The sequence below is a fragment of the Streptomyces sp. NPDC055955 genome, assembly GCF_042270245.1.
Lineage (GTDB): Bacteria > Actinomycetota > Actinomycetes > Streptomycetales > Streptomycetaceae > Streptomyces.
Genome location: NZ_JBHJYS010000006.1, coordinates 116,415 through 130,528 on the forward strand (window position 1 = coordinate 116,415; position 14,114 = coordinate 130,528).

Genomic DNA, 14,114 nt, shown 5'->3' on the forward strand with positions numbered 1-14,114 from the left:
CCGGATCTCCGTAACGGGGGGAGGCGTGGTCAGGCGACGGGTGAGTGGAGGTGGGTGGTCGTGGTGTGCGGGTCCGGGAAGCAGCGCGGGTCGTCCCACAGGAGCTGGACGTCCCTCGCCCAGTGTCCGTCCGGGTCGTCCGCCGCGTCGGCCGTCTCGCGCAACGAGTGGATGTGACGCGGCAGTTCGGCGGCCGTCACTCCGGCGAGGTACGGGCCGATCGCGTCGAGGAATGCCGAACCCGCGCAGCCGCCCTGTCCTTCGGTCGCCACCTCGTCCGTCCGCGCCCCCGCGTGCTCGCCGCCGCACCCCGAGCGCGGCCACAGCAGGACCGGCACCGGCTTGGTCAGTGCCGTGTCGAAGCGGGGGCGGGAGTGCTCGGCCGCGGGCGGCGCCGCGAACCCGGCGACGTCGGCCGCGCGCAGCCGCAGCCGCAGCTTCCTCGGGTCCTCGTCGCTGTCGCACTCGACGCGGTGCACCAGCGTGTTCGCCCCCGCGTCGATCCCCTGCCACCGGCGGGTGAGCCGGTGCCGCAGGCCGCCCCTGCGCCGCGCGTGGTCGGTGACGACGAGCGGGTACGAGCAGCCGAGCGGCGTGGGATCGTCGGGGCCGCTCTCCCACCGGTCGACGTCCCAGTTCAGCCACTCGCGGGGCAGCGCGAACGCGATCAACTCGTGTGTGTCGGGGGCGAGATGGGAAAAGGCCTCGTCGATGCGCTCGCGGACGTACGGGCGCAGCTCGCCGTGCGCCAGGGTGCGCGAGTCCACCGGGTGGCGGCGGCCCGCGCTGTACGCCGACACCTCGACCACCACCTGGTCGCCGCCCGCCCCGCTGCGGTCGATCTCGACGAGGATCGGCGACCAGTCGGGCCGGGCGTGGCGCGCGGCCGTCCGCGGCGCGTCGAGGAGGGCGTCGAGCCGGTCCGCGAAGCGGGTCACCGCCTCCGGGTCGTCGAGCTCGCACAGGACGTACCAGGCCGCGGCCCACAGGGAGTCGAAGCCGCCGGGCGGCACCGGCGGGCCGAACGGGCCGGCCGCGTCGAGGTAGAGGCGCTGCGGCGAGCAGGCGAGGCCCGAGCGCGCCGCCTTCGCCACGAGGACGTGCAGCCGGTCCCGGTCCGCGTCCTCGTGGGCCGGGGTGGGCAGGCGCTCGCCGAGCTCGGGCCAGTAGCGGGCCATGACGTGGGTGGGCAGCATCCGGCCGTTGCGCATGCCGCGGCCGCCGGTGGCCGTGACCATCCCGACGACCTCACCGGTGCCGGCGAGCGCCACCGCGGCGCCGCTGAACCCGGCCTCCAGGGGCTGGCCGTGCCCGTTCCACGCCTCCAGCTGGATCCATTCGCCGCCGATCAACTGGGCCGCGGTGGCACGGTATTCGGCGAGCGTCCCCTCGTCGTAGCCACGCGGGAAGCCGTACGCGACGAGCTTGCGCGGCGGTTCGCCGAACGCGGCGTCGGCCGGGGCGAAGGCGGCCGGGCCGACCGGCACGTCCTCGTCGAGTTCGAGTACGGCGAGGTCGCCGGGGTCGGTGGGGCGGCCGCCCCAGCCGCCGTGCGACACGACCCGCGCCGGTACGGCGACCGCGCCCGCCTCGTGCGGGAACGTGACTGTGACGGGCTCGGCGCCGCTGTCCGCGATCACATGGGCGCAGGTCAGGACCTTGCGGCCGGTCACCAGGAAGCCGGCTCCGATCCGGCGGCCGCACTCGATCCTGGCGTGCCAGCGCGCGCTGTTCACCCGCCGTCCGTGGTCGCGCGGTCCGGCGCCGACCAGCTGAGCTTCACCACCAGATGGCCCTCGGCCGTGCCCTTGGCGATCACCGCGCCCGCCTCGGCGGACATCTTCACGCCGAACTCGATCTCCACGCCGTCCGGCTTGAGCGGCCCCTCGCGAAAGACCCGCAGCGCCGACTCGGCCGCCGAGCGGGCCCCGTCGAGCGCGGACTCGAACGTGCCGACCGCCTGTGCCGTGGGAAGGCCCCCGCGCGAGACGAGCCGTACCCCGGAACCCGTCTCGTCGGACGCCTCGAAGACGACGGGCGCGCCGTCCTCGGTCTCGTACTCCACCAAACCGTCCATGCCGCCCCCGTGGAACCGGTCGAAACGTGTGACACATGCCTGACGCCATTGTGGCCGAGGGCTGTTGGGGCTGTCAGCCGCACGCCGGCGCCGGCGTCGGGACGGCGTCCGGACCGTGTCCGGATCGTTCCCTGGCGGGAAGGCGCCAGGGCAGCTTCCCGCCAGGTCCGGTCAATGTCGCGGTAACAGTGGGCACTTCACACTCTTCGCAGTGCTCGGGTAACACCCCGACCCGAGGCTTACGAAGAGAGGCAACGATGACCAGAGGACCAGCGAGACGGGGCGCGGCCCTGCTGTCGGCCGGGCTCGCGCTAGCGCTGCTTCCGGGCGGGCAGGCCGTCGCAGGTGACACCACCCCGGCGGCCCGTGCCACCACGCCGGCCGCCCGCGCCGCTCACACAGTGACCCTGGTGACCGGCGACAAGGTGACCGTCACCGACCTCGGCGGCGACAAGAAGGCCGTCACCGTCGACCGCGCGAAGGGTGCGACCGGCGCCGTCAGGACCCAGGTGAACGACGGCAGGATCAGCGTCGTACCCGACGAGGCGCGCCCCTACCTGGCGGCCGGGACGCTGGACGCCCGGCTCTTCGACGTGAGCGGGCTGATACGCCAGGGCCTGTCCGACACCAAGGCCGACGCGACCCCGCTCATCGTGTCGTACAGCGGGAAGAGCGCCCGCTCCGCGGCGCGCACCCCGAAGGGCGCCGACCGGACCCGCGCTCTCGCCAGCATCGGCGGCGCCGCCGTGGACGCCGGCAAGGGCCGCACGTTCTGGAACGCCGTGACCGCCCCCGAGGGCAAGGACTTCGCCGACGGCATCGGCAAGATCTGGCTCGACGGCCGCGTCAAGGCCGACATGGCCGAGAGCAACGAGCAGATCGGCACCCCCAAGGCCTGGGAGGCCGGGCTCACCGGCAAGGGCGTCAAGGTCGCCGTCCTCGACACCGGCTACGACGCCGCACACCCCGACCTCGCGTCGCGCGTCACCGAGTCCAAGTCCTTCATCGAGGGCCAGGAGGTCGCGGACCGCAACGGCCACGGCACCCACGTCACCTCGACCGTGGGCGGCAGCGGCGCCGCCTCCGACGGCAAGGAGAAGGGCGTCGCCCCCGACGCGACCCTCGCCGTCGGCAAGGTCCTCAGCAACGAGGGCTCGGGCAGCGAGTCGCAGATCATCGCCGGTATGGAGTGGGCCGCCAAGGACATCCACGCCAAGGTCGTCTCGATGAGCCTCGGCTCGTCCGAGGCCAGCGACGGCACCGACCCGATGGCCGCCGCCGTGAACTCCCTGTCCAAGGAGACCGGCGCACTCTTCGTCATCGCCGCGGGCAACTCCGGCGCCCCCGGCTCCATCGGCTCGCCCGGCGCGGCCGACTCCGCCCTCACCGTCGGCGCCGTCGACTCCTCCGACCAGGCCGCCTACTTCACCAGCAAGGGCCCCCGCTTCGGGGACAACGGGCTCAAGCCCGACCTGTCCGCGCCCGGCGTCGACATCCTCGCCGCCCGCTCCTCGCTGGTCTCCGGCAGCGGCCCGTACACCACCATGAGCGGTACGTCGATGGCGACGCCGCACGTGGCCGGTGTCGCCGCGCTGCTCGCGCAGAAGCACCCCGACTGGACGGGCGAGCAGCTCAAGGACGGGCTGATGTCGACGTCCGAGGAGCTCTCCGACTCCGCCTACGACCTGGGCTCGGGGCGCGTCAGCGTGCCTGACGCCGTGAACGCGGACGTCACCGCGACCGGCAGCGCAGATCTCGGGTACTACAAGTGGCCGTACGACAGCAACAAGCCGGTGACGAAGACGGTCACCTACAGCAACTCCTCGGACAGCGCGGTGGAGTTGACGCTGGCCGCGCAGGGCGCGGCCGACGGCGTCGTCTCGCTCGCCGACAGCAAGCTGACCGTGCCCGCGCACGGCACCGCCTCCACCACCGTGACCGGTGACGGCGCCAAGGCCGCCGTCGGGAACACCAGCGGGCGCATCGTCGCGTCCGTGGATGGCAAGCCTGTCGCGCACACGGCGTTCGGCCTGGTCAAGGAGGAGGAGCGGTACACGCTCACCGTCCATGTGAAGGACCGGGACGGCGCCGCGACGGCCGCGTACCTCGGCGTGCAGCAGCTTGTCGGCAGCACCGATCCGTTCCCCGCCACGGTCGGCGACTCCGGTACCGTCCAGCTGCGCCTGAAGCCCGGCTCGTACTACGTCGAGTCCTACCTCGACGTGCGCGGCAGTCACGGCAAGGACTCCCTCGGGCTCGGCTACCTCGCCGACCCCGAGGTCAAGCTCGACCGGGACCGCGAGATCACCCTCGACGGGCGGCAGTTGAAGGAGGTCAAGGCCGACGTCGGCCGGACCACCGAGACCCGCCACCTGCTCATGGAGGCCGACCGGAAGGCGGGCGGCGCCGACTACATGAGCGCGGTCCAGCTGCCCGTCAAGTACGACAGCATCTTCGCGGCGCCCACCCACAAGGTCACCGACGGATCGTTCGAGTACCGCACCGTGTGGCGCCTGGGGAAGCCCATGCTCCAGGTGGACGGACTCCGTGACGCCGTCGTCCAGCCCGGCGGCACCCTGACCGAGGGCCGCAGCCGGCTCGCGGTCGTGGACGCCGGGGCAGGCGCGCCGGCCGACTACACGGGCAAGAACGCGCGCGGCAAGGCCGTCCTCGTACGGCGCACCGACGCGCTCTCCCCGGCCGAGCTCGCCCAGGCCGCGCAGGACGCCGGCGCCAAGGCACTGTTCGTCACCGACGACGCAGCGGGCCGGCTCAACGCCTGGTTCGGCACCGACGACGACAGCGACCGGCCGCTCCAGATCGCCACGGTCGACGCCGCGGACGGCGCGAAGCTCGCCGCGGACGCGAAGGCGGGCCGCAGCGTCACGATGACGGGCACCCGCAACACGCCCTGGGTGTACGACCTGACCGACGAGCACAAGGGAGCCGTCCCGGGCGGCGACCTGACCTATCGGCCGGGCAAGTCCGAACTCGCCGTGCTGGACGCCAAGTTCCACGCCGTGAAGCCTCAGGCGGGCGGCGAGTTCCGCTACTCCATCACCGACGCCTTCCCCATCGGCCTCGGCTTCCTGGAGAAGATCGACTACCCGGCCGAGCGCACCGACTACGTCTCCACCGGCACCGGCCAGAAGTGGCACGAGTCCGTCCAGACCGGCCCCACCGACCTGGAGCAGCGCAGCGGCCTCATCACGTACAAGGGCGGCACCCACAAGGAGCTCGACTGGTTCAAGCCGGTCTGGCACCCGTGGCTGGGCACCGGTCTCGGCTGGGGCCAGCAGCGCTCCGGCAACAACCTCCGGTTCAACGTGCCCGGCTGGGGCGACTCCGGCCCCGACCACACCGGCTTCGGCGACGTGTGGAGCGACCCCTCCCAGACGCAGACCTCCGAGGTGTACGTCGACGGGGTGCTCGAGGACCGCAAGACGAGCTCCGGGGTGTACGTGTGGGACGCCGACCCGGCCGAGCACACCTACAAGGTCGTCACCGACACGGCGCTCGACCCCGCGCGCTGGAAGCTGGCCACGAAGGGCCACTCGGAGTGGACGTTCAGGTCCGCCGAGACCCCCGACGACCGGTTCACGTTCCTGCCGCTGCTCAACCTCGGCTTCGACGTCGACACCGACCTCGCGGGCAACGTCCGCGGCGGGCACCAGGTTTCCGTCGGGATCAGCTCCGAGTACGTCAAGGGCGCCCCGGACACCGGGAAGATCGGCGGCGGCACCCTGGAGGTGTCGTACGACGACGGCAAGACCTGGACGAAGGTCGCGCTCGACGGGCACGGCGCGTCCTGGAAGGGCACGCTGAGGGTGCCGGGTGACGCTCAGTACGTGTCGCTGCGCGCCTCGGCGAGCGACGACCGAGGTGGCAAGGTCACTCAGGAGATCATCCGGGCGGTGGGGGTCAAGTAGCCCTTCTGGTAAGGATGTTCTGACCTGTACGGGTGCACTGACCTGTGCGGATGTCTGACCGAGGGCCCGGCGCTGCAGCCAGCAGCGCCGGGCCCTCGCGTGCGTCTTCGCATCCTTGGAGTCCATCCAGTGATACGCCACTGTCCGCCATGCGGGAACGCCCTTGTGGGGGCGTCGCGGCCGCGTACAGGATGCGGACATGGCTCCGGTACTCGTCTCGCGCGTGCTCGTCTCGCGCCGCCACGTGGATCTTCTGCGGGTGTCGACGATGCTCTGTCCGGCCGCTTCCGGCACCGACGCCCTTTACTGAGGCGCCCCGGGGGCATCCCCTCGCCCGGCCCGCCCGCGTCCCGTGTCCTGCGAGCCGTTCCGGCGGCCCCGTGTCCGTTCCCGCAGTAGTCCACGCCCCCGCGCGATTCCCGAGGTGTCGTCATGCCCGAGAACCACCCTCTGCTGCACTGGTACCTGCCGGCCCGCCGGCCGGCCGACATCGACTCGCTGGCCCCCACGGCCCTGGCCGCGGAGCGCGCCGGGTTCGACTCCCTCTCGATGCCGGCCGGCGGCCCCGATCCGTGGGCGCTCGCGTCCGGGCTCTGTCGGCGCACCGAGCGGATCGGCTTCCTCGTCGCGCTGCCCACCGGCAGTGCGGGCCCCACCGTCATCGCCCAACAGGCCGACGCGTTCCGCCGGTTCGCGGGCGGTCGCCTCAGGCTCGACGTCGGCGCGCACGGCGCCGGGCTGACCCACGACCAGCGCTACGGGCGTACCGACGAGGTGATGGCTGTCGTGCGGGACCTGCTCGACGGCAGGCGCATCGACTTCCAGGGAGAGCATGTGCAGGTCGAGGGAGCCCGGTTGAGCGACCCGGCCGTCGAGCATCCGGTGCCGCTCTACTTCGGGGGCGAGTCCCCGGCCGCCGACGGCATCGCGGCCCGGCGGGCCGACGTCCGGCTGGTGAGGAGCGCCCCGCCGGCCGTCGTCGCGGAGCGCGTGGCCCGCTCGCGGGACCGCAATCCGCGGCTGCGGTACGGGCTCCGCCTGCGTCTGGTGGGCCGCGCGCAGGCGTCCGAGGCGCGGGACGCGGCGGACCGGATCCTGGACGACGGCAGGGGCGGACCGGCGGGGGACGCGGTCGTCGGTACGTACGACGAGGTGGCGCGGCGGCTGTGCGCCTACCGGCGGCTCGGCATCGACGAGTTCGTCCTCTACGGCTGTACGGGTCCCGGCGAGCCGGCCCGCGTCGCCGGCGAGATCCTTCCGCGGCTGCGTGCCCTCATGGACACGGCCGCGGTGTGCGGGGCGTGACGCGCGGCGGCGCCGCCTCCCCGTGGGACCGGGGGAGACGGCGCCGTCGCGGTTGACTCCGCGTGACCTGTGCGGTCCGGCTCAGACGAGCCAGCCGACGAAGTGGACGAGGCCGGCGAGGATGTCGGTGATCAGGTTCATGGTGACGCGTTCTCCTAGCGGTGTTGCCTGTGTGGGACCGATTCCCCGGCCACGTAAGGGACATGGGCCGGGCGGCAATCACGGTCTGCAGCCCGTTGCTTGCGCACCGTAAGCATCGTCGGTCACCGACGCCTCATGCAATTCCTGGCGGAACGATCACCTGTTCGAGGGAACAACTGCGCCCCTGTTCGTATTTGCGAGGCCGGGCGATGTCTCGTCAGGCCGTACGGAGTCGCTCACGGCGTCGCCCCCGCGATGCCGCGCACCACGCCGAGGTCCACCAAGTCCTGTGGTCTGAGGTGGAGTTGGTCGGCCGTCGCGTCCGTCTCGTCCGGGGCGCGTTTGAGGATCGCGGCGGCGAGTTCGGGCGCGATGACGGAGAAGTAGCTGTCCGGCGTCGCCCACGTGTTCTGCGGTGCGGCCAGGGCGAGCGCCCCGCCCGAGCCGCCCTCGCCCACGACCAGTGTGGTGACCGGTACCGGTGACGCGGCGAGCGCCGTGAACAGGTCCGCGATGGCGGCACCCGCCCCGGACCGCTCCGCCTCCGCGTCGTTGGCCGCGCCCGGCGTGTCCACCAGCGTCAGCACCGGGACGCCGAGCTGCCCGGCGAGCCGCACCAGGCGCGCCGCCGTCCGGTAGCCGGCCGGCCGGGTCGCCGTACCGAGCTGTGCGGCGTACGCGACCGTCCTGCCGTCCCGGGCGCTCGCTCCGAAGCCGCACAGCACACCGTCGTCGGTGCCGCCGCAGCGGTCGCCGCCGACCGTGACCCGGGACGTGAAGTAGGAGTCCAGGTACGCGTCCGCGCGCGGACGTTCCGTGGCCCGGGCGCGGCGGACGGCGTCGCGGCCCGTGGCGGGCAGATCGCCGCGGCCGAGCGCGTACGGGACCGGGGCGGGGTCGTCGGACGGGCGCGTGAGCAGCCGCAGCCACCCGGCGAGGGTGCTCGCCAGGTCGTCGTGGCGCACCACCGCGTCGACCGCGCCGGCCGCGAGCTGGCCGTGCGCCGAGTACGCCGCCGGGTCCGCGTCCGCCGGTCTCACCCGCGAGCCCGCGAAGCCCACCTGCGCCGACTCGAGCGCCAGGATCACGTCGGCGCCCGCGCCGAGCGTCGCCCAGCCGCCGCCCGTCGTCGGGTCGCGCAGGACCGCGACCTGCGCCAGGCCGGCCTCCCGCGTGAGCGCCGACTGTCGTGCCACGCGCTGGAGTTGGACCAGTGCCCGCATGCCCTCCTGCATCCGGCTGCCGCCCGTCGCGACCAGTGGCACGACGGGGAGGCGGTGCGTGCGGGCGAACGTGTACGCGGCCTCTATGCGGTCGCCGGTGCGCTCGCCGAGCGAGCCGCCGAGGAAGCCGAACTCGAAGGAGACCAGAACGGCCCTGGTCCCGCCGACCGACGCCGTTCCGCACACCACGGACTCGGCCTCGCCGGTGCGGGCGGTGGCTCGTGCCCGCGCTGCGTCGTAGCCGTCCCAGGACAGCGGCCCGTCGGGCGCGTACGTGCCGTCGGGGGCGGGCAGTTCGGTGAAGGTGCCGGGGTCGGTGACGGCGGCGAGGGCCTCGCGGGCGGAGAGCCGCACGGTGTCAGCCACGGGGGAGCGCCCGCTTCATGATCTTGCCCATGTCGTTGCGGGGCAGTGCCTCCAGGTAGCGCACCACGCGCGGGCGCTTGTGCGGGGCGAGGCGGTCGGCGACATGGGAGGCCAGTTCGTCGGCGACCGGGGGGTGTTCGGCGTCGGCCGGGACGATCCAGGCCACGATGCGCTCGCCGAGGTCGTCGTCGGGCTCGCCGGTGACGGCGGCCTCGCTCACCCCGGGGTGCTCCAGGAGCGCGTTCTCGATCTCGCCCGCGCCGATCTTGTAGCCGCCGCTCTTGATGAGGTCGGTGGCCTTGCGGCCCACGATGCGGACGTAGCCGTCCGGGTCGCGGACCGCCATGTCGCCGGTGCGGAACCAGCCGCCCTCGGCGAACGCGGCGGCCGTCGCGTCGGGCCGGTTCAGGTACTCGGTGAAGAGGTTCGGGCCCCTGACCTGGATCTCGCCGACCGCCTCCGGGTCGCCGGCCGGGATCTCCGTGACGCCGTCGTCCTCCACGAGCCGCACCGAGACGCCCGGCAGCGGCACGCCGACCGTGCCCGCCCGCGCCTCGCCGTCCGCCCGCACGCTCGTGTTCATCAGGGTCTCCGTCATCCCGTACCGCTCGATGACGCGGCGGCCCGTCGCGGCGGCGATCCGCTCGTGGTCGTGCACGGGCAGCGCCGCGGAGCCGGACACCAGGAGGCGTGCCCCGGACAGGGCCTTCGCCAGCTCCGGCTCGGCGGGCAGTGCCTCGGCGATGCGGTGGTACATCGTCGGCACCCCGAACAGCATGGTCGCCCCGCTGCCGAGCTCGCGCGCCACACCCTCCGTGCTGAACCGGCCCAGGTGGCGCACCGATCCGCCGCGGCGCAGCGGTCCGAGGATGCCCAGGATCAGACCGTGCACATGGAACAGCGGCAGGCCGTGCACCAGGACGTCGTCGCCGGTCCACTCCCACGCGTCCTGGAGCGCGTCCAGGGTCGAGGTGACCGCGCGGCGCGGCAGGACCGCGCCCTTGGGCGGGCCCGTCGTGCCGGAGGTGTAGACGACGAACGCGGGCGCCGACGCGTCCGGCTCGGGCCACTCGCGGGCCGGGACCGGCGCGGCAGTCGTGTCGATGTCCGTGCCGACGAACGTCAAGTCACCGAGCGCGTCGGGGAGTTCGGTCCCCGGCGCGGCGAGCACGACGTCCGGGGCGCTGTCGGCCACGATGTGCGCCAGTTCGCCGCTGCCGGACTTCGGGTTGAGCGGCACGGCGGGCACGCCCGCAAGCAGCGCCGCGACGACGCCGACGGCGGTCTCCAGGGTGGGCGTCGCCCACACGGCGGCCCGGCTCGCGCCGTCGAGACGCGCGGCCAGGGCTCCGGCCGCCGCGGCCAGCTCCCCGTAGGTGAGGGAGCGGTCGCCGAAGCGCAGGGCGGGGCGGTCGGGGTCGTGGGCCAGGGCGGGGAAGAGCAGGGACACGGGTGGCGCTCCTAGCGGCGGTCGACAGTGACGGCAGTGGCCAAGTGGCTGAACCAATGTGGGGGTGGCGTCGCCCGTACGTCAAGGATGCGCCGCAAGATTGGTTCAGCCACTGGGCCATTTCCTCGGTCCGCTGTTACGCTGCGGAACCCCAGGGAGGAGGGCCCCATGACCGACGCACTGCGGCCGATGACCGCCAGGCCGCGCCTGTACGAGCAGGTCCTCGACCGGCTGCGCGCCTACGTCGCCGAGGGCGGCCTGCGCGCCGGTGACCGCCTCCCGCCCGAACGCGACCTGGCCGCCCGCCTCGGTGTGAGCCGGGCCTCCGTGAAGCAGGCCATCGTCGTCCTGGAGGTCCAGGGTCTCGTGGAGGCCCGGCACGGCGGCGGCACGTACCTCATGCGCGACAGCCTCGACGCGGAGCCCGTCGAGCACATGGTGGAGCGCAGACGACGGCTGCCCGACGTCCTGGAGGCCCGCGAGGCCCTGGAGACCAAGCTCGCCGAGCTGGCCGCGGAGCGCCGCACCGACGAGGACCTCACCGCACTGCACGAGGCGCTCGACCACATGGCGGCCGACATCGAGGAGGGCGGCCACGGCGTCGAGGGCGACCGGCTCTTCCACGCGGCCGTCACCGCGGCCGCCCACAGCGCGCTCCTGGCCGAGTTCATGCGGTCCATCGCCGAGCAGGTCACCGAGTCCCGCACCGAGTCCCTGCGCCAGCCGCGCCGCCCCGCCCGCTCCCTCGCCCAGCACCGGGCGATCCTCGAAGCGATCGAGTCGGGCCGCCCCGCACAGGCCGCGACGGCGATGCGCCGCCATGTACGGACCGTGGCGAAGGTGCGGCTCCTGGACTGGGACCCGGACGAGGGCGAGTAGCCGGTACCCGCCAGGGCGGTTGTTAGCCTGCGGAGCGGTAATTCGTACGACCGTACCGACGCATGGAGTTCCCGTGGCAGACGCCCCCGACGGCAGCACGAGCCGGATCGCCCTGGTCACCAGCCGGCCCGGCATCGAGATCGACGGGGACCTGCCGCTGCTCGTGAAGGCGCTGAGCGAGCGGGGCGCCGAGGCCGAGACCGTGTTCTGGGACGACCCCGAGGTCGACTGGGCCTCGTTCGACCTCGCCGTCATCCGCTCCACCTGGGACTACAGCTGGCGCGCCGCCGAGTTCGTCGCGTGGGCCGAGCGGTGCTCGACGCTCACCCGGCTCGCCAACCCGGTGGACGTCGTGCGCTGGAACACCGACAAGCGGTACCTGGGTGAACTGGCCGGACGCGGGGTGCCCGTCGTCCCCACCCGCTACTTCGCGCCGGGCGACACCCCCGAGTTGCCCGCCGACCGCGCGTACGTCATCAAGCCGACCGCGGGCGCGGGCGCCCGGCTCGCCGCACGTTATCGGCCCGCCGAGAGCGACACCGCCCTGCGCCAGCTGGCCAGCATGCACGACGCGGGCCTCACCGCGATGATCCAGCCCTACGTCACGGACATCGACGTCACCGGCGAGCGCGCCGTCGTCTTCTGCGGCGGCCGCTTCCTGCACGCCATCCGCAAGGGCGCCGTCCTCGCCGAGGGGGTGGCCTACGACGCGCACAAGACGCCCCACCCGGCGCTGGAGCCCTGGGAGCCCACGGCCGCCGAACTCGACGTGGCGCAGCGGGCACTGGCCGCCGTGCCGGGCGCCCCCGAGCTGCTCTACGCGCGCGTCGACCTGGTCGACGGGAACGACGGGCAGCCGTGCGTCATGGAGCTGGAGCTCGTCGAACCCAACCTGTTCCTCGCGGCGGTCCACCCCGGTTCCCTGCCGGTCGTGGCCGACGCGATCATCGAGGCGGCCGCCGGAGTCAGCCGGTGAGCGTCCAGCGCTGGAGCAGCCCGTAGGTGAACTCCGCCCTCACCTCCCGAAGCGTGCCCTCCGCGTCCGGCGCCGCGAAGGCGAGGCCCCAGCGCGTGGGCGCCGAGCCCTCCAGCGGGCGGGCCGGCGGGAACGCCTCGGACACCTCGTCCACGGTGCAGGACCAGGGGACGAGGTCGTCGAGGGTGCGGAGCGTGGGGGCGGGCGCGCCGGGGGCCCGGACCAGCCACTCGTTCCACACCGCGCCGTTCGGGCCGGCCAGCGCCTCGAAGAGCAGACCGGGCCAGAGAGGCACTCGCCATCGGAGGGCCTCGCAGGTCAGGTCGCCGATCTGCCGGGTGACGGCCTGTTCGGGGGCGCCGAGGAGCGAGCGGTACAGGGACCGCGTGGTGAGCGGGCCCCTCACATGGCGCCTGGCCTGGTAGCGGCGGTTCGCCTCCCGCATCTGCGCCACCGACGCGCCGAGTTCCCGGCGCGCGTCCGCCACCAGCTCCGGGTTGTGGTCCGCCATGCGGCGCAGCAGGACCAGCTGGAAGTCGGTGACCGTGAACGGCTCACCGGTGGGGGCGGGCCCGCGTCGCGCTGACATACGGTCCATGGTCGCGCACGGCGGCCGCGCCGTCAGGGCGACATCCGATCGAGCAGCCGCTCGTGCTCGTCCTCCGGGACCTGCTCGCCCGACGAGGGCAGAAGCTGAGGGATGCCGTCGACGATCGGGTAGCGGCGCCGCAGGCGGGGGTTGTAGAGCGCCTCGCCCGACAGGAGAGCGTCCTCCTCGGGCGGGAGGAGGTGCAGCGGGCCCTTGTCGAGCGGGCAGGCCAGAATCCTCAGCAGCGGGTCATCGGGCTTCACGGTGGGCCAACTCCTTGGCGGGCGAGGGTGGTGGGGGCGGCGGGTCGTCGTGCTTCGGCATGAGGAGCAGGACGGACACGGCGAGGACCGTGCCGGTCAGTCGCAGTGTCAGGGGCACCGGCTCGCGCGGCAGTGACTCGCCGAACGCGAGTGTGCCGAGCACGGCCGTGAACAGGCACGTCACCGTCGAGCACACCGGCACGATCAGGGAGGCGCGGCACCGCTGGAGCGCCGCCTGCGACATGACGAGCCCGAATCCACCCGTGCACAGCAGGAGATAGGGGTAGGGCGAGGTCAGCAGGTGCCGCGCGGCCGCGCCGAGCCGGTCCGTGGTCAGACACCCGGCCACCCCCTTGATGGCCAGCGAGCTCACGCCGTAGAGCAGGCCCACCGCGACCCCGTACTCGACGCCGGTCGTCGGGAGGCGGTGCCGGCGGCGCGTCCTGCGCTCGGCGAGGCCGTACAGGAGGAGCCCGGCCGCGAGCGTGGGCACGCACACCCCGAGGATCAGCGCGGCGGGCGCGCCCTTGCCGACCGTGTCGCTTCCCTGGCGCAGGGACAGTACGACCATGAGGAGCGCGGCGAGGATCGCCCCGATCGCGTACCGCTCCCGGCCCGTCGTGCGTTCCCCGAGGAGCGCCGAGGACAGGAGCAGCAGGAGGACGAGTCCGGAGACGAAGATGGCCTGCGCGGCGGCTATGGGCAGCGTTCTGTAGACCGCGAGCTGTGCCCCGAACCCGGCGGCCAGGGCCAGGGAGCCACCGAGCCACAGGGGGCTGCCGGCGACCAGGCGCACCAGGTGCGCCGGGCGGCGCACACTGACCTGCGGCAGCCCGGCGAGTGCCCGCTTCTCCAGGACGAACCCGGTGCTGTAGAGGACGTTCGCGAGCAGCGCCGCGCCGACGCCCCACCCCAT

11 protein-coding genes are annotated in these 14,114 nt (G+C 73.6%); 4 read left to right on the forward strand and 7 right to left on the reverse strand.

The genetic code is table 11. From position 1 onward, the window contains the following. Positions 1-29 precede the first annotated feature (29 nt). Positions 30-1,736: a trypsin-like peptidase domain-containing protein gene (locus ACFC96_RS14160; protein ID WP_376612415.1), complete on the reverse strand. Its 1,707-nt coding sequence runs from the start codon at positions 1,734-1,736 to the stop codon at positions 30-32. After that, a complete protein-coding gene (locus ACFC96_RS14165) occupies positions 1,733-2,077 on the reverse strand; it encodes a CU044_2847 family protein (RefSeq protein WP_376266000.1) in 345 nt (114 codons plus the stop codon). Before ACFC96_RS14165 ends, ACFC96_RS14160 begins: the two co-directional genes overlap by 4 nt. 257 nt (positions 2,078-2,334) lie before the next feature. On the opposite strand from ACFC96_RS14165, the gene ACFC96_RS14170 reads away from it, so the two are divergent. Together ACFC96_RS14170 and ACFC96_RS14175 are read left to right on the forward strand one after the other, a co-directional pair. Further along, positions 2,335-6,006: a S8 family serine peptidase gene (locus tag ACFC96_RS14170; protein ID WP_376612416.1), complete on the forward strand. Its 3,672-nt coding sequence runs from the start codon at positions 2,335-2,337 to the stop codon at positions 6,004-6,006. Between the two features lie 432 nt (positions 6,007-6,438). Next, a complete protein-coding gene (locus ACFC96_RS14175) occupies positions 6,439-7,311 on the forward strand; it encodes an LLM class flavin-dependent oxidoreductase (protein WP_376612418.1) in 873 nt (290 codons plus the stop codon). 377 nt (positions 7,312-7,688) lie between these two features. Here the strand turns inward: ACFC96_RS14175 and ACFC96_RS14180 are convergent, their stop codons facing one another. Both ACFC96_RS14180 and ACFC96_RS14185 read right to left on the reverse strand, forming a co-directional pair. Next, complete coding sequence (locus ACFC96_RS14180) at positions 7,689-9,041, reverse strand: carboxyl transferase domain-containing protein (protein WP_376612420.1); 1,353 nt, start codon at positions 9,039-9,041, stop codon at positions 7,689-7,691. Further along, on the reverse strand, positions 9,034-10,491 hold the full coding sequence (locus ACFC96_RS14185) for an acyl-CoA synthetase (RefSeq protein ID WP_376612422.1): 1,458 nt from the start codon (positions 10,489-10,491) through the stop codon (positions 9,034-9,036). The genes ACFC96_RS14180 and ACFC96_RS14185 overlap by 8 nt, the downstream gene beginning before the upstream one ends. Before the next feature lie 168 nt (positions 10,492-10,659). Here ACFC96_RS14185 and ACFC96_RS14190 point away from each other — a divergent pair, with 168 nt between their 5' ends. Beyond that, entirely contained in the window at positions 10,660-11,370 is a 711-nt protein-coding gene (locus ACFC96_RS14190) for a FadR/GntR family transcriptional regulator (protein WP_376266013.1), read from the forward strand. Between the two features lie 73 nt (positions 11,371-11,443). Continuing rightward, on the forward strand, positions 11,444-12,346 hold the full coding sequence (locus tag ACFC96_RS14195; protein ID WP_376612424.1) for a RimK family alpha-L-glutamate ligase: 903 nt from the start codon (positions 11,444-11,446) through the stop codon (positions 12,344-12,346). Here ACFC96_RS14195 and ACFC96_RS14200 read toward each other — a convergent pair. The 3 genes from ACFC96_RS14200 to ACFC96_RS14210 are packed head-to-tail and all read right to left on the reverse strand — an operon-like array spanning position 12,336 to position 14,114. Then, positions 12,336-12,935, reverse strand: a complete 600-nt coding sequence (locus tag ACFC96_RS14200; RefSeq protein ID WP_376612426.1) for a hypothetical protein — start codon at positions 12,933-12,935, stop codon at positions 12,336-12,338. The genes ACFC96_RS14195 and ACFC96_RS14200 overlap by 11 nt on opposite strands. Positions 12,936-12,967: 32 nt before the next feature. Next, positions 12,968-13,198, reverse strand: a complete 231-nt coding sequence (locus ACFC96_RS14205) for a Trm112 family protein (protein WP_100591888.1) — start codon at positions 13,196-13,198, stop codon at positions 12,968-12,970. Then, positions 13,185-14,114 (reverse strand): hypothetical protein, encoded by a 930-nt coding sequence (locus ACFC96_RS14210; RefSeq protein WP_376612693.1) that lies wholly within the window; start codon positions 14,112-14,114, stop codon positions 13,185-13,187. The genes ACFC96_RS14205 and ACFC96_RS14210 overlap by 14 nt, the downstream gene beginning before the upstream one ends.